Here is a 16,206-nt window from a genome sequence, read left to right as displayed (position 1 = left end):
CCTATTTAATATATGAGAGGGGGTGATATTACGGCTCTTATCTCATTCCTTGTTGATGAAGAAGGGCAGGGTGCAGCCGAGTACATCCTCCTCTGGGGGTGTGATCGTTATTTCAATTGTGGCGATACTGATTTACAGGTCATACTTCCAGAGAAGCGCTCTGAACTCTGCACAGGATATTCGGGATGTCAGAAAAAATATTAATGACTCAGATGCAGCTAAAAATGCCGGTGCAAATAATTCAACATCCCCGGGGCCTGTTCCAGAACCAAAACCCATAGAACCACCGGGCAAACCCATAAAGCCACCAGTGGTTCCACCTGTTGAACCCAACCCAACAATATAGGTGTTAAATTGATTGAGGATGAAGCAGGACAGTCATCATCAGAATACATCCTGCTATTATATATCGCTGCAAATTCAATTATCTGTGGGTGATCAGTAATGGAATTGAGATTCAGCTGGAAGGCAGTTGCTGCAGGCATATTAATAACAGCAGCCCTTGGACCCGTATTCAGATTTGTGATTCCATCATTCACAGGTATACTCTCAATAATCGTGGCGGCAGTGGTATGTGGTTACATTGCAGATAGTGAGTATCCAGGCGGTGCCCTCAATGGGGCCATCATGGGGGCCGCCGTGGGATTGATAAATATCCTGATTGTTTACCTTAAAACCGGGTCAATGAATGCGGCCATCCTCTCAATACTCATCTACGCCCTTGCAGGGGATGTAAGTCTCGGGATACTTGGCGGGGCTTCAGGTAGCGTCCTGAGATCCGCCATTGAATCATGATCCTCTATGGTGGGTGTAACCCCCTAGACCCTGATTTTCCCCTCAACCGCGTCCACCTCAACCTCCAATGAATCTTCTAGGATTTGAAAAAGATCGGCCTCTGGCCTGTCAACCATGGGTATCCCTGCCATTATGGCTCCAGTGGCGATTATTGGCTCTGCATTTGAACATATTATGGCTGCTGGCGCCGTTCCATTCTTTGACATCTGGAATATGACATAGGATCCAACCGTTGAACCCTTACCACCAGGTATCACAAGGACCTTTCCGCTCATGCTTCTGCCGTGCAGGGGGTGCCGGGGGTCAATAACGGTACCTGTCCCTGGGTCAACACCGCCAAGGAAACTCAGGGGCTTATCTGAAATGATCACAGGACCCTTTCCCCTTCCCCTTGAAATGATTCTGCAGCTGATCTCCAAATTAACCATCTCCATAAGATCTAACACTTCAGGCAACGTCCTTCTTCATTATCTCCCTTAAAACAGAGGTTGCATAGCATCCCTTCGGTATTGAAAACTCCACTTTGATTCCCTCAGGGTTTAGGGCGGCCGAAACATCCCATATCCTGAACCTTATGGCCCTCCTCATGCCATGACTCCCAAGCTTAGGGACCTCTATGGAGTTGAAGTCAGGGAGTGAAACACCCTCCTCCTCCAGTATCCTCCTCTCGATCTCACCGGGTTTTCCATCTGCCAGTGGCACCTTGCTACCGTAGAGTGGCGCTGTTGGGTGTGCCTCAAAGTTGATGATCATCTCCTCCACCTCCCGTGGATCCGGGTCATGGATTATGTGCTGCTCATTGTCTATGATGATGTCACCCTCAAGGTAGCTGTTTATGCCAAGAGCCGCCCTCTCACTGACCACCCTGTTGAATAGGTAGGACTGGTATGCATGGACAAACATCCTCTTGAGGGGCTTTGGAAGTGCATGTACCGCGGTTATATAGGACTTTTCAGAGAGTTCTCCCTTTCCGAGATCCCTGATGAGAACCCTGAGCATCATCCTCTCATACCTGAGGGAGGCCGGCATGAGTTCATATGCACCCTCAAGGTCCCCCATATCATATGCCCGTCTCGCCCGGGATACAAGCTCGGATTCCCCCTCAATTGGGTTTCCAATGTAGGTGTCCACCGCACCCTTCACATCACCATGCACCAGTGCCCTGCCAACGAGGTGTGTGATTGCCCTGGGGCTTCCGAATCGCTGCCATCCATAGTAATTTGGAACACCCTTCTCCTGAAGCTCAGCCAGGGTCTCCCGGGTCTTCTCAAGGGGGTCATCAGCTTCAGGGCCCCTTATGAGAATCCTGAATCTGTTACCCCTTAGCTGGCCCATTCTGAGCTTTTTTTCATTGGATGTGACCTTGAGGAATCTGACATTCCTTATTCTATCCTCTATTCCCTTAACGTCCTCGGGGTCTGTGTTGCTGACGCATATCCACTGCCTGGTTACCGCGTTCCTGTCCTTCATCCCTGCGAATCCCATTCTCCTTCGGTCCAGGTGCAGTTCCCTTGCAATGTCCAGAAGGACGTCCAGGGTTGTTCTGTCCTCCTTCTCCATCCATATCCAGGTGTTGGGCCCGCTTCCGCTTGGCTCCATGAGCGGTAATTCCTCAACCTGGAAGTCCCTGTTATGCACCCGGATCCTTCCACCGATCCCCTCTGTTGATGTGACGTAGGTTTCTGCGTTAAGCATGATTGTACCCCAAAGCCTAGGCTGAAATTGAATTCTATCCAGCGTTATCTTCTATCAACTATGCGTTTTGGTCTTCCCTTGACCCTGTAGAATTCAAGCTCCCCGGGACCTGTGAAGTTGAACAGTATCTCAAAAATGCCCTCTGTATATGCCTCGTAGAGTTCTCTCTTATATTTGAAGAAGGCCCTTATAAAGTTCTCCCTTACTATATCCATGGCACAGTTTTCAGGGTCCTCACACTCCAGTGACACCCTCATTGTTATTGGCCCCTCATCCTCATCGCCATAGAGGAAGGCCTCGTATTCACCTGTTAGATAATCCATATTCTCCCTCTGGAACACCGCTGCCTCAACATCGACCCTGTTGAAGGGGTGCCCTGCCACCCAGAAGGTCTCGGCCTCCCTTTCAGGGTTCATTATCCTCATATGGGTCCTTCCACATTTGCACCTATCCCTTGAGATTACAACCGTGGTGTCCTCGGTGTCATAGTTGAGGAGGAGGGTCCCCGTTTTCTCACCGACAGGAAGAAGGGTTGTGAGGACTATTCTGCCGCACTCCCCATCATCAACAAAGTCCCTCATGGCTGGATCATAGACGTCCAGGTGCACCAGGTCCTCAGGGACATGCAGGCCCTCCTTGATGTGGCATTCTCCGCACATGGTTCCCTCGGTGCTTCCATAGGTGTTGTAGACTTCAACGCCCCATACTTCCTCCACGTACTCCCTTGATTCGGGTGCGAAGCTTTCGCCGCCTGCAACCAGTCTCCTTATACTTGACTCCCTGGGATCAAGGCCCTGTTCCTTCATGCGCCTCGCGAGCCTCAGCAGTTTGAATATGCTTGCAACTATACCTGTGGGACGGTAGCTCTCTATTATCCTCACAGGAAAGGTGCATTTGCCCTCAGGGATTATGGTCATCCCTATCTTCTGTGCTGCCAGGGTCATGGTATTTGCACCCACATTCATGCCATAGGAGGCACATACAACCACCCTGTCACCCCTCTCAAATCCCTGGGACACGAATGACCTTGCGTACTTCTCGGCGTACCTCTGCCAGTCCCCCCATGTGAGGAAAAATGACTTCGGCCTTCCGCTTGTACCGCTGGTCTCATGTATGGTGTATATGTCCTCCAATGGGGCGCATCTGAATTCGAAGTCATCCCTTTCAGGGGGCTGGTTTTCCCTAACGGTTTCACCGGTTATTATCGGGAGCTCCCTGAGGTCCTCATGGCTCCTTATGTCTGAGGGCCTGATACCGTTTTTCCTGAACCATTTACTGTAGAATGGGGAGTTCTCGTAGGCATAGCTCACGGTATACCTTATCCTCTCCTCCACGAGGGCGTCCAGGTCCTCCCGTTCCATGGTCTCTATTTCAGGGTTGAAGTAGTTCCCCATGACAAGCACACCTCCAGTTATTAGATTGGAGTGCATTGGATAAAGTTTTAATGTGTTCATGATGCTGAATCATGGGGAAGTCATACTGCAGTTAAAGTGTCAGTGAACCATCATGACATGATGAGAAATATTTGAAGGCCCCTAAATCCCTTCAAAACTGAAAATGGATGCCCTGACCGGGACTTGAACCCGGGTAATAGGATCCGCAGTCCTACGTGATATCCGCTACACTATCAGGGCAAAATGAGATCAATAAAAGATTGGGCAATCAACTATTAATATTTTTCCATGCCAGCAGTCATCTCCACACATAAAGCCTGAAGATCACAGTGCCCCGGCAGGCCACAGCGGTACCTATGTCTTCTGCATCCCCCATTGAACCGCGGGAGGCAACTGTAACCTCTCCTGAACCATTATCCATGGTCAGATTGTAGTTCATCCCCTCAAGGGTCCCGTTGAGGAACCCTGATGCCAGTGTGGAATTAGGGGACTCTGCAAGTTCCTCAAGCAGCGGTTTATCTGCAGGGTATGATGCCATTGCATCAAGGACATCTGAAGCTTCCAGGGTGTCATCCACAGGAGCTGTGCCTGTGTTAAGAACTGATGCCGTCAGTATGAAGACCACTGCAAGTCCAAGGACCGCGTCCAGGGTTGATATGTAGCCCCCATCATCCATATGGACACCATTCACTTCCCTATGAGTTTAACGACCATGTCCTTCTTCTCTATGGCCCTCCTTGCGGCCTCCTCAACCTTCCTCTTCATCTCATCAAAGTCCTGGGGTGTTTCGTCACCAACCATCTTCTTTATCTGTGTGTAGGCGGCCTCACGGAAGAGGGGTCTGAGCTCCTTCATCACACCATCCCCTATGAGGAGGGGAACACCTGAATCGGTGACCCTTCCCACCTCGGCTATGGGGACACCTGCACCTTCAACTGCCCTTATGATATCCTTGGAGACATCTTCAGGTGCTATTATCATGAGGGAGTCAATTGACACCCCCAGGGGGTCAATTTCAAGATCCTCAAGCATTTCAAGTACCCTTGGGTTTACCATTGACCTCACAGCCTCGGCATCGAATTCAAGGCCCACTCCGGTGGTTGATGATATCTCATGGGCATCGCCCCTGAGCCCGCCATTTGTGACATCGGTCATTGCATGGATCACCTCAAGGAGCCCTGCCTCCATTATGGCCCCGGATGCCCTTATGAAGTTCACATCAAGGGTCTCCCATACAACATCAAAGAGTCCATGGTAGATGGCAGCTGTTGTGATGGTACCCCCTCCTGAGCCTTCTGTAAGGAGTACAACGTCACCTGGCTCGGCCCTCTTCCTAGCCGTTGGGGGTGTCCCTGAAACTCCAATGGCACCCACCGCACTCACGAGCCTGTCACCGAGGACCATGTCACCACCAACCCTCAATGTGCTCCCTGCAACCACAGGTACATCAACCAGTTCAGAGACCGCCGCTACACCCGCTGTGAAGTCAAAGAGTTTGCCAACATCCCCATCATCTGCTAGGTGCAGGTCGCTTATGAGTGCAACTGGCCTGGATCCCATGACGCAGACATCCCTCAGGGCGGCCCTTGTAACATGGAAGCCCCCCAGGAAGGGGTACTCGCTGAGCCTGGAGTGGATGCCATCAACGGCGGTTGTTATGTAGACCTCCCCCTTATCGGTGTCTGTCCTTACAACACCGCCATCATCCTGGGCCTCGGGATTTATGAATGCCCCGGTTTCTGTGCTTGATACTATATCAGCGATTTTCCTGTGGACAAAGAAGTCCCCCTCTCCCCGGGATCCCACACCCATCTCGCCCATTCCAACACCGGCGAGGGGATATGATATTATCTCCCGCAATCCATCATCCAAGCCATCCGTCCCCAGTGTATTTCTCACCTCATATATCACCGCATCAGCCATCCTCAGGGACCTCTCGGTGTCTATATCCTTGAATTCCCGTATACGATCCGCCAAGATGCTTCGCAGGGATTCCTCGTCCATGTGGTCTATGTTGCGCCTTACAAATCCCTCTATGTCCATTAAAATTTACCCCCTGATTATTTCCCTGAAGTTTCTCAGGATATCCAGTCCCGCCTCACCGCTCTTTTCAGGGTGGAACTGGGTTGCATATACGTTATCTGCCTCAATGGCCGCTGTCATCTCAATACCATACTCGGTTGTTGCCGCCACAACGTCGTCTGCCGGTTCTGCATGGTATGAGTGGACAAAGTAGAAGTACTCATCCTCCACGCCTTCAAGGAGTGGGGAGTCCCTCCTGGAAACCAGCTGGTTCCAGCCCATATGTGGCACCTTATTTCCAGGTGGTATCCTCACCACCCTGCCGGGTATCACATCAAGTCCCCTGACACCCGGTGATTCCTGACTCTCAGATAGGAGGACCTGGAGTCCCAGGCATATGCCCAGGAAGGGTTTACCATCCTCTATGTTCCTGATTATTGGGTCCCTTAAATTCTCAAGTTTATCCATTGCACTTCCAAAGGCCCCCACCCCTGGAAGCACAAAGGCGTCTGAGTCATTGATGGATTCTGGACTTGATGTTACCTGAACATCGGCCCCTATCTTCCTGAAGGCGTTGGAAATGCTCCGGAGGTTCCCGCTCCCATAATCTATGATGGCTATCAATGGATCACCTGGTATAGTAGTCCTTCACCCTGACGGTGTCATCAAGGTGTGGCGTTGATACCTCATGGAGTACCGTGTTCTCCATTGCCACGATTGAATGCCTCTCACCGGGCTCAATTCTGATGGTGTCGTTCTTGCTGAAGTACTCCTTCCTGTCCTGGAATTCGATGTACCCTGAGCCAGATATTATGTACATGGTCTCATCCTTCTTCTCATGGTAGTGGAAGGATGTCCTGTAGCCCTCCCTTATAAATAACTCCTTTGTGAGGTACTTCTCCGTGTTTATGAGTACCTTCTCATAGCCCCAGGGCTTGTCCTCCCTGTTGCGGTACTCCTTGCGTATCTCCTCCAGCTCCTTGGATGTGTCTATTGCCATCCAGAAGAGGCCGTCCTCCCGGTAGTAGCCGAGTTTGTTTTCACTGGCCATGAGCGGGAAGAGTGTTTTCTCAATATCACCTGACTCGAAGTCCCCGAAGTCCAGCTGCCCCTTGGAGAAGTACACACCTGCATTTATGTAATAGTCAAGGAGGGGTTTTTCCCTGAAGCTGATTATCTTGTCCCCGCTGAGTTCCACTATACCATAGGGTGACTGCATCTTGGTTATGAAGATAGTGAGGGGGTAATCGGACATCTCCCCAAGGTGTATCATCTTCCTTATGTTCAGGTCTGCCACCACATCCCCGTTACGTATTATGCACTGTTTATCTCCATCTATGGCCTCCATACCAATCCTTATTGCGTTGAGTGTTCCCAGGGGTTTCTCCTCCCTCACATATTCCAGTTTAAGGCCCTTGTACTCATCACCATACCTCTCCTCTATCTTATCTCCAAGGAACCCTGTGAGGAGGTAGGTCTTCTTTATACCTGCATTTTTGAGGTCAAAGAGCTGTTTATCCAGGATGGTGTAGCCCTCTTTTATTTCTATGAGTGGTTTGGGTATCTTCTCGGTTAAGGGTCTCAGTCTCTTTCCAAATCCTCCGCAGAGTATCATTCCAACGGTTTCAGCCAATTAAATCACCTTCTCAATGTTTCGCCTCAGGGCATCTCCAAAGTCTGATGCGACGGTAGTGCTCTGTCCCAGGGTCCTTGCATGTGCATCCAGTTCAGCCACCACATGGGTGTATCCTAGCTTTCTTAGTGGTTCCACGAGCCTCGGCCCGTCTGTAACGGCTACGGATTCCAGTTCCAGTTCCTCAACAGGCAGGGCATGGGGAACACCGGATACAACTGCAAATTCTATTTTCTCATCCCTCAGTATCTCCGCTGCCCTTTCACCCGTTACCGGGTATTCGTCGAGGCCCCCTGTTATGTAATCAACACGGTTGCCTGCATCCTCTATTTCCGCAAGTATGTTCACTGCATGTCTGCGTATCCTTGGAAGACCCGTGTTCCTGTCAAGATTCGCGATTATAAGAGGGTGGTTATCAGGGTTTACTGAGTGAAATGGAAGTTTCAGAGGATCTGCAAAGAGATATGATGTCTCCTTCTTGGCGTTAAGCACAAATGCAACTCTTTCACCATCCTTTATGGCCTCAATGACCCTTAATGCCACCTCATCCTTATCATCACCATATGAGGGGCGTATGTAGTCGCCCTGTGCCATTCCCCTTGTCTTCTCAATCTCAGTTGCAAGTCTGAGCATCTCTATCTGCCTCTCGGCCTCCTCATGAGGGATTATTCCCTGCTCTGCAGCCGCCTCAAGGACTATTATGGCCCCCTCGGTGTTGTCACCCTCACCGAATCCCCCATGGGATTCAACCGTTAGAACCCTTGCAGGTATGTCTGCCCTCTGGACCGCCTCCCTGAGGTCCTCGCCTATTATCATACTGGCGCAGGTTCCAACAACACCCACAAGTTCAGGTGAAAACATTTCATTGGCCTTTCTGAGTGTCTCTGCCAGTTTATCCGAGGCCCCGAATATGAAGTCCTGCTCTGACATTGCAGTGGTCAGCACCCTGACCCCGTCGGTTTCAAGGAGCCTTCCTGTTCTGAAGCAGCACCCATGGGGGCCATGGAGAATTATAACGTCAGCATCGAGGTCTCTGAGTGTGTAAAGTGATGCTGCTATTGGGCTGGGTCTTGGATGCAAATTCTCTCACCTCATAGTTCATATCCATGGACTGATTGATATCCATCAACACAGCGGGTTCTCACACCCCACAGTTCATATCCATGGACTGATTGATATCCATCAACACAGCGGGTTCTCACACCCCACAGTTCATATCCATGGACTGATTGATATTCATTTAAGTCAAATTAGTATATAAGGATGGTTACCATGATCATAGATAACCCTCTGATGGGAATATACCTTGAAAGACCCAACAGGTTCACCATGGTTGTTGATGTGGGTGGTGAAAGGAGGCTGGCCCACCTTAAGGATCCAGGTAGACTAAAGGAGCTTCTTATACCTGGAAATGATGTTATAGTTAGGAAAGCCACTGGAAAAGAAAGGAAAACCGAGTTTGATGTCATAGCGCTCAGAAGGGGGGATGAGTGGGTCCTTGTGAATTCCGGTTTCCACAGTGACATCGCAGCCAGCATAATAGAATCAGGCCTTGTTGACGAATTCCGTGGTTTCAGGGTGAAAAAAAGGGAGTACAGATTCGGAAAAAGCAGAATTGACTTCCTTCTCTCATCAGGAACTGAAGAAATGCTTGTTGAGGTTAAGGGCTGTACCCTTGTAAATGGTGAGGTGGCACTCTTCCCTGATGCCCCCACAGTGAGGGGTAGGAGGCATCTTGAGGAGCTTGCATCTGCGCTCTCCATTGGCTATAAAAGCAGCGTCCTTTTCCTGGTTTTTGGTGAAAATTCACGTTATTTCTCACCAAATATTGAAATGGACCCTGAATTTTCATATGCACTGAAAGAAGCCCATGCTAAAGGTGTGAATGTGATAGCATATTCCTTCCGGACTGTTCTTGACGATTCTGTGCGTGTTGAGCCCCTAAGGCGGATACCTGTTATATGGCCGTAATTCCGTGATTATGACCCGATGTATTCCATCAGGCGATCTATCTCATGGTTTTTCCCTATCCCCAGGATTATATCCCCCTTCTGGAATACGTAATCCCTGGGTGGGTCTATTATGAGTTCATCGCCCCTACCCACGCCGATTACTATCACACCAGTCCTCTCATGGATGTCCGCGTCAAGGACCGAAATGCCCTCAATGGGGCTTTCAGGGGGCACCGGGACTTCAACCATCCTCCTTGTGGATCCCTCTGCAAGGACGTCCTGTACAAACATGGCTTCATAGCCATCGTCGATGCTTTTTGACATAAGCCTGCCCGATATAACAAATGGCGAGATCACCTGGTCGGCGCCGGCCATCCGTATCTGCTCGATGTTCTCATAGCGTTCGGCCTCGGCTATTATCCTCACACCTGAGTCGATTTTCCTTATCCCCAGTATGCAGTGTATGGTCTCTGAATCAGACCCCATGTCCACTATAACAGCCCGTGCACCCTTCACATTGGCCTTTTCAAGGTCAGATATCCTTGTTGGGTCTCCATGCACAAAGTTAGCACCATTCTTGATGACCGTCTTCCTGACACCCTCATCCTCAGCGAGCACGAAGACCTCGCTTCCACCGAGCTCCCTCAGACACTCGAGTGTGCTCTCACTCCACCCGCATATAACCACATGTTTTGATTTAACCACGTCTATCAGCCCCATAAGCCTCATCTGCTGTCTCTTTATCAGGAATTCAAGGAGTGTCTCAACTGCAATGGCAAATGTCCCTATACCCAGGACTATGAGGGTCACGGTGAAGTACATCCCCAGTGGTGTTGATGGGCTGTAGTCCCCATAACCCACGGTCCCTATGGTTACAAAGGTCCAGTAGAATGAGACCGTCCATGATTCGCCCTCAATGAAGTGGAAACCTAGGGTTCCGTAGGCGATGACAGCTGCTGCAAGAAGGAATATCCGCGCAGCCGGGACCCTCATAACCCGTGGGAGGTGTTTCCTTATTATCTCAACTATGAGCACCATTTACATTACCCTGCCCCTTATGGGGTTCCACGCCTTGTGAAGAATATGTATGCCAGGACCACCACCACAATCAGAACAATTACAATAGCTGCAAGCAGCCCCCAGCCACTGGAGCCCCCATCATCGTCATCATCATCGTCAAGATCGGTTTTGAGCCTCTTTGATGAACTCTTAAATCCGCTGAATCCACCCCTCTTGATTGTGGGTTTCATGGAATCTGAGTCGTGTGCAGCGCATGCTTCAAGGGCGCCGGCAAGAAATACCATCAAAAGCATAAGTGCAATCCATCTCATTCAGGCACCTCCTCTGCAATACGTTTCTAATTTGCATTATTAAAAAATTTCTGAAAGAGTCCTGATAGCCAGATTATGATTAAGTTCCCAGTCTCATCTCTGAGGAAAAAATATCTGATCAGCCAAGCCTCCTCTGAATTAACTTCCTCGCCTCATCTGTAAGAAAAACCAGTGGAGCAAAGAGGATGATCATCAGCCATTCAACCGGTTTCAGTGGCTGTGTCCCGAAAACCGGCTGCAGTAGGGGCAGATATATGACCATCAGCATCACAATGACCGCAAATATCATGCCGGCAGGTATCCACCTGTTCCTCAGAAGCCCCACCTTCAGTGCTGAGGAGCGGGTGGTCTGTGATGAGAGGAGATTGCCCATCTGGGCCATCACTATACCTGCAAAGACCACAGTTGTGGCCCTCATGTAGAGGGGGTCATCTGCTGGGAGGCTCTGGCCTGGCACCCATCCCCCTCCTGAGAGCACAAGGAAGTATGCCATCATCACAAGGAATGCCTCAATGGATCCTGTAAACAGGTACCCCCTGAGGAGGACCTCAAGGTTAAGTAGTCTCTCCCTAACCGGTCTTGGTGGCCTCTGCATCACATCAGATTCAGGTGGGGATCTTCCCAGGGCAAGGGCAGGTAGTGTATCGGTACCGAGGTCTATTGCAAGTATCTGCATTATTGTTATGGGTAGGGGTATTCCAAAGAGCACCATAAGGACAAATGGGACTATCTCCGCGGTTTCATGTGAAAATATGTAGGTTATGAATTTTCTTATGTTCTCATATACCGTCCTGCCCTCCCTCACCGCAGTTACAATGCTTGCAAAGTTGTCGTCGGCGAGTACTATGTCAGCGGCCTCCTTTGCAACGTCGGTGCCGCTACCCATTGCAACGCCAATATCCGCCTTTCTGAGGGCGGGGGCATCGTTTACCCCATCCCCTGTCATTGCAACTATCTCCTCGGCGCCCTCAAGGACCGATGCTATCCTCATCTTGTGTTCAGGGACTGCCCGGGCAAATATTATGTTCTCCTCCTCAGAAAGTATCCTTAAAAGTTCAGGGTCTTCCATTTCATCAAGTTCCCTTCCCTTTATCACCCTGTAACTGTCGCCCTCTATGATTCCAAGTTCCTTTGCTATGGCCGCGGCTGTTAACCCATAATCCCCGGTTATCATTATTATCCTTATACCTGCAGTTCTGCACTGCCTCACAGCCTCCTTCACACCCTCCCTGGGCGGGTCATGCATTGCAGCCATTCCAACCAGTGTCAGTTCCCTTTCAACATTCTCTGGCGTGTAATCCTCAAGGTCCTCCGGGAGTTCCCTGTAAGCGAATGCAAGCACCCTGAGGCCCTCAGAGGCCATTCTGTCATGTATCTCTATGATCTTCCTTTTTTCATCATCGTCCAGTGGTCTGGGTCTTCCATCCACTGATATCCTCTCGGATAAATCTATTATCTTTTTCGGGGCCCCCTTGACGTAGGCCACCCTTTTTCCTGATTTTTGATGGATGGAGGTCATCGACTTTCGCTTTGAATCAAAGGGGAGCTCCATTACCCTGGGCATCCTTTCAAGTTCACCCTCAAGGTCAAAGCCTATCTTCTCTGCAGCCACAAGCAGTGCGCCCTCTGTTGTGTCCCCAATCACGTGCCAGCCCTTTTCGTCTCTAACAAGTTTTGCATCGTTGCAGAATGACGCCGCCCTCATGAGGAGCCTTATCTCCCTTACCTCCCGGTGGGTTACGGGTTTTTCATTGCAGAGGAATTCCCCCTCTGGCCTGTAGCCTGAACCTGTGACCTCCACGACCCTGTAGGGTATCCAAATCTTTCTTACTGTCATCTCACCCCTTGTCAGGGTCCCGGTCTTATCTGTACAGATTATCGTTGTGGATCCCAGGGTCTCTACACTGGAGAGTCTCTTCACAAGGGCATTCTCCCTGGCCATCTTCCTTGCTGATGCCGCGAGCGCCAGGGTTACGCTTGGTAGAAGGCCCTCAGGTACATTTGCAACCATGAGCCCTATTGCAAAGATCAGCGCAGTCTCGAGGGGGAGTTTAACAATGTAGAGGTTGACTGTAAAAAGAACGATGCCCATTGAAACTGCGAGAATGCTTATGATACTGGCAGCCCGGGATATCTGCCTCTGGAGGGGGCTTTGCTCCTCCCTTACCTCCTGTGTCAGGGATGCTATCCTGCTGAATTCTGTATCCCCTCCTGTTGCAAATACTATGGCCCTTCCTGTCCCTGATACCACCTGTGTACCTGCAAATACGATGTTATCGATATCTATGTAATTATCGAATTTTTCAACTGGATGGGATACCTTTCTGACAGGCTTTGATTCGCCTGTGAGTGTGGATGCGTCAATCTTAAGCTGGCTGGATTCAACAAGCCTTGCGTCTGCCGGGACCGTGTCACCCTCCTCCAGAAGGATGAGGTCACCGGGAACCACCTCAGCCGCCGGGATCACAGTTTCATCTGAACCCCTCAGAACCTTAACCATAACCGGCAGAATATCCCTTAGGGCCTCTGCAGCCTTTTCGGCCTCATATTCCTGCCAGAAACTGAAGACCGCGTTTATGATTATTACAAGTACAATCGCAACTGCAAGCTGGGTGTTGCCTGTGATGAGTGACATGGCAGCTGATACCCAGAGCAGGATCGCCAGGACATTGTAAAGGTTGGAGAGAAAGAGAAGTATGTGTGGTTTACCCCTGACCTCCTCAAGTTCGTTGGGGCCATATTTCTTAAGGCGTCTTTCAGCCTCCGGGGGGTCAAGGCCAGAGGGTGACGTCTCAAGTCTCCTGAAAACCTCTTCCTCATGAAGCTCGTGTATACCCCCCATCGTCCTCACCATCAATTACACTTGAAACTGACCACTCAATTTAATAACTTTCAGTAATACCATGATTTCCTGCAGCATACTATTCATGGCAGTAAATACCACACCACTTACACTTGAAACTAACCACCCATGTTATTAACTTTATGTAATACTATCTGCTGCATATTATGCTTATTATGTCACCATCCTCAAGTTCATGGTCCGCAGCAACCCTCATCCCCTTCCTTGCATCCACCGCGTGCATGAAGGAATCCCCTATCTCGGTGTGTATCAGGTAGGCGAGGTCCCTAGGACCTGAACCACGGGGCACCAGGAGTGCATCAGGGAGAACGTTGCCCCTCTGATCCGTGAAGTGGTGTTCATCCTCAACAGGGAAGACAACTATCATGTCCAGGAGATCAAATACCGCCCGGTTGATTGCCTCCTGAACACCGGTGCTTCCATAGACCTCGAGGACGTTTTCACGGATATAATCAAGGGCCGCCCTCTGCCTGTCGGTGAGACCTGATGCATCGATGATCTCAAATTCCCCTGCACCTGGAGTGTAATTAATAAGTCCGGCCTCTGCTGCCCTCCTAAGGGCAAGTTCAGCCTCTGCAGATGCCGGCACCACATGGGGGTAAGAATCCATGAGGCGTTCAATGTTTTTCCGCGCCACGGGAATATCGGCCTTGTTTGCAACTATCAGCATTGGCTTCGCTATCCTGAGGAGCTCATCGAGAAATTCCAGGAGTTCATCCTTACCCCATGAGTAGATATCTGCCTCCACCTTCCTTGATGCCTCAATGATATCCTCAGGAGTTATCCCTGTACCTGAGAGCTGTTCATGGATTATACGATTCATATCAAGCTTCTCTGATGCTGCCTTCCTTAAAAGTCGGTCCCAGTTCTTCTCAAGGATGCCGTAGAGCCACATGGTTATTTCTTCCTCAAGGAACTGCACATCCTCCAGAGGGTCATGGCTCCCTGGCTCAACAGGCCTTCCCTCCTCGTCTGTTGAACCTGATGCGTCTATTACATGCAGGAATGCCCTGGCCTGTCTGAGATCATCCAGGAACTTATTTCCAAGGCCCCTGCCCTCATGGGCCCCCGGGACAAGACCCGCCACATCGATGAGTTCCACCGGGATCAGTCTGGTGCCATCAATGCATCGTGAGTTTTTGGGGTTGCACTGAACTCCAAGCTCCTGGCAGGGGCACCTGCAGGATGCATAGGCAACTGCATGATTGGCGTCGATTGTGGTGAATGGGTATGATGCCACCTCTGCCTCGGAGAGTGTGGCTGCATTGAAGAAGGATGATTTTCCAACGTTGGGTTTTCCTGTGACTGCAATCTGAATCATTGTTACCACATTAATAAATGGTCATGGAACAATTATATATGTTGGTCCTGAATAAGATCCAGTTGAACTGAATGCGCTGGTTGTGGATAGTCATGGTGCTCTATATAGTGGGGATAGGTCCCGGTTCATCTGATTACATCACACCTGCCGCGGCTACCGCTGTGGGGAATTCTGAGACTGTATTTGGGAGTAAAAGGGCCCTTGAACTGTTTCCTGATGTGAATGAAGCTGTCGTGCTGGGTGCTGGGGATATGGATGAAAAGCTTGAAATGGCAGCCGATCTTGCAGTTTCAGGTAAGGTTTCGGTGCTCTCAACAGGTGACCCCGGGTTTTCAGGTGTTCTGAAACCAATTAAGAGGATAATATCAGAAAAGAAGCTTGATGTTGAAGTCCAAGTTATTCCCGGTGTGAGTTCCGTCCAGCTCTGCGCTGCAAGGCTCCTTATCCCCTGGGATGAAGCTGACATAGTCACATTTCACGGCCGCAGTGAGGAGAATATAGTGGATATAATTGATAACGGGAGGCCAACAATAATTCTCCCATCAAGGACTCCCTCTGAGACCGCCCGGTTTCTTATTGAAAATGGTGTGGATCCAGAAAGGTGTGCTGCTGTCTGTGAAAGGCTCAGCTATCCCGATGAAAGGGTTGTTAAACTGAAGCTCAGGGAAGTGGCGGTCTCTGAATTCAGTTACATGTCAGTCATTGTTGTATTCTAATAATAGCTTTCTTCTGATATTGAACCTTCTACCAACCGAATCTTTTAAAATTAGCTATAATGGACAGACACTACACTGATATTGGTGTAGAATGGCCGCAACTTTTCTGCGCTTACTGATCACAGATAACCGTACCCCCACCACAGTTCAAACACCTATCCATTGAGACCAGAGTACTCCAGTAAGTCAGAGCGCGCCCTAACTCTATTTTATTCAGATTTCAGTCAGAAAGTTATTTAATAGCTGATAAGATGACTTAAATTCTTGAAAAAATCAAATAAGTTCGCTTTTATCATGATAATAAGCATATAATATACATGAGTATTCTTTTAACAAAAATTCGCGCTTTAAACTTATATTTCAATGTTTAATAGATTCTAACAGTTCTAAATAAATATATTTCATTATAGATCTCTTTTTTCAGTTTTAAAATTAAATAGTAAACTATATTCATTGTAAGTAGAATATAAACTGTAATGTTTTC

The 16,206-nt window shown here is 49.5% G+C and carries 16 protein-coding genes and 1 tRNA gene; 4 read left to right on the top strand and 13 right to left on the bottom strand.

Annotation, left to right across the window (positions count from 1 at the left end; all coding sequences use genetic code 11):
* Positions 1-55: 55 nt before the first annotated feature.
* Together MTBMA_RS09295 and MTBMA_RS00560 are read left to right on the top strand one after the other, a co-directional pair.
* The gene (locus MTBMA_RS09295; protein WP_333473116.1) at positions 56-346 is read left to right on the top strand and encodes a hypothetical protein; all 291 of its coding nucleotides are present in this window, start codon (positions 56-58) and stop codon (positions 344-346) included.
* A gap of 98 nt (positions 347-444) precedes the next feature.
* Positions 445-795: a DUF5518 domain-containing protein gene (locus MTBMA_RS00560; protein WP_013294952.1), complete on the top strand. Its 351-nt coding sequence runs from the start codon at positions 445-447 to the stop codon at positions 793-795.
* Positions 796-818: 23 nt separating this feature from the next.
* Here MTBMA_RS00560 and MTBMA_RS00555 read toward each other — a convergent pair whose 3' ends face one another.
* The 9 genes from MTBMA_RS00555 to cfbD all read right to left on the bottom strand — a co-directional run bounded on the left by MTBMA_RS00555 (position 819) and on the right by cfbD (position 8,619).
* Positions 819-1,223: a DUF126 domain-containing protein gene (locus tag MTBMA_RS00555; RefSeq protein ID WP_048901252.1), complete on the bottom strand. Its 405-nt coding sequence runs from the start codon at positions 1,221-1,223 to the stop codon at positions 819-821.
* A 19-nt stretch (positions 1,224-1,242) separates the two neighbouring features.
* Positions 1,243-2,490: a tRNA pseudouridine(13) synthase TruD gene (gene truD / locus MTBMA_RS00550; RefSeq protein WP_013294950.1), complete on the bottom strand. Its 1,248-nt coding sequence runs from the start codon at positions 2,488-2,490 to the stop codon at positions 1,243-1,245.
* 44 nt (positions 2,491-2,534) lie between these two features.
* Positions 2,535-3,920, bottom strand: a complete 1,386-nt coding sequence (gene ftsA, locus MTBMA_RS00545; RefSeq protein WP_238523374.1) for a coenzyme F390 synthetase — start codon at positions 3,918-3,920, stop codon at positions 2,535-2,537.
* 132 nt (positions 3,921-4,052) lie between these two features.
* Positions 4,053-4,124 (bottom strand) — tRNA-Arg (locus tag MTBMA_RS00540).
* 58 nt (positions 4,125-4,182) lie between these two features.
* The gene (locus MTBMA_RS00535) at positions 4,183-4,560 is read right to left on the bottom strand and encodes a hypothetical protein (RefSeq protein ID WP_013294948.1); all 378 of its coding nucleotides are present in this window, start codon (positions 4,558-4,560) and stop codon (positions 4,183-4,185) included.
* Positions 4,561-4,571: 11 nt separating this feature from the next.
* A complete protein-coding gene (locus tag MTBMA_RS00530; protein ID WP_013294947.1) occupies positions 4,572-5,927 on the bottom strand; it encodes an AIR synthase-related protein in 1,356 nt (451 codons plus the stop codon).
* Between the two features lie 6 nt (positions 5,928-5,933).
* A complete protein-coding gene (gene hisH / locus MTBMA_RS00525) occupies positions 5,934-6,530 on the bottom strand; it encodes an imidazole glycerol phosphate synthase subunit HisH (protein WP_013294946.1) in 597 nt (198 codons plus the stop codon).
* 4 nt (positions 6,531-6,534) lie between these two features.
* On the bottom strand, positions 6,535-7,539 hold the full coding sequence (locus tag MTBMA_RS00520; protein WP_013294945.1) for a sugar phosphate nucleotidyltransferase: 1,005 nt from the start codon (positions 7,537-7,539) through the stop codon (positions 6,535-6,537).
* Positions 7,540-8,619 (bottom strand): Ni-sirohydrochlorin a,c-diamide reductive cyclase catalytic subunit, encoded by a 1,080-nt coding sequence (cfbD, locus tag MTBMA_RS00515; RefSeq protein WP_013294944.1) that lies wholly within the window; start codon positions 8,617-8,619, stop codon positions 7,540-7,542.
* Between the two features lie 192 nt (positions 8,620-8,811).
* Here cfbD and sfsA point away from each other — a divergent pair, with 192 nt between their 5' ends.
* Positions 8,812-9,510: a DNA/RNA nuclease SfsA gene (gene sfsA, locus MTBMA_RS00510; RefSeq protein ID WP_013294943.1), complete on the top strand. Its 699-nt coding sequence runs from the start codon at positions 8,812-8,814 to the stop codon at positions 9,508-9,510.
* 8 nt (positions 9,511-9,518) lie between these two features.
* Here sfsA and MTBMA_RS00505 read toward each other — a convergent pair whose 3' ends face one another.
* From MTBMA_RS00505 to MTBMA_RS00490, 4 genes are all read right to left on the bottom strand, one after another.
* Entirely contained in the window at positions 9,519-10,529 is a 1,011-nt protein-coding gene (locus tag MTBMA_RS00505) for a potassium channel family protein (RefSeq protein ID WP_013294942.1), read from the bottom strand.
* Between the two features lie 17 nt (positions 10,530-10,546).
* On the bottom strand, positions 10,547-10,822 hold the full coding sequence (locus MTBMA_RS00500; RefSeq protein ID WP_013294941.1) for a hypothetical protein: 276 nt from the start codon (positions 10,820-10,822) through the stop codon (positions 10,547-10,549).
* Positions 10,823-10,940: 118 nt separating this feature from the next.
* The gene (locus tag MTBMA_RS00495) at positions 10,941-13,676 is read right to left on the bottom strand and encodes a cation-translocating P-type ATPase (RefSeq protein ID WP_148215598.1); all 2,736 of its coding nucleotides are present in this window, start codon (positions 13,674-13,676) and stop codon (positions 10,941-10,943) included.
* Between the two features lie 139 nt (positions 13,677-13,815).
* Positions 13,816-15,006: a redox-regulated ATPase YchF gene (locus tag MTBMA_RS00490; RefSeq protein ID WP_013294939.1), complete on the bottom strand. Its 1,191-nt coding sequence runs from the start codon at positions 15,004-15,006 to the stop codon at positions 13,816-13,818.
* 92 nt (positions 15,007-15,098) lie between these two features.
* Between MTBMA_RS00490 and MTBMA_RS00485 the strand changes: the two genes are divergently transcribed.
* Positions 15,099-15,722, top strand: a complete 624-nt coding sequence (locus tag MTBMA_RS00485; RefSeq protein WP_013294938.1) for a cobalt-precorrin-7 (C(5))-methyltransferase — start codon at positions 15,099-15,101, stop codon at positions 15,720-15,722.
* Positions 15,723-16,206 lie beyond the last annotated feature (484 nt).

Source organism: Methanothermobacter marburgensis str. Marburg (assembly GCF_000145295.1).
Classification (GTDB): domain Archaea; phylum Methanobacteriota; class Methanobacteria; order Methanobacteriales; family Methanothermobacteraceae; genus Methanothermobacter; species Methanothermobacter marburgensis.
The sequence above is the reverse complement of the archived record's forward strand: the minus strand, read 5'-3'. Positions and strand labels throughout refer to the sequence as shown.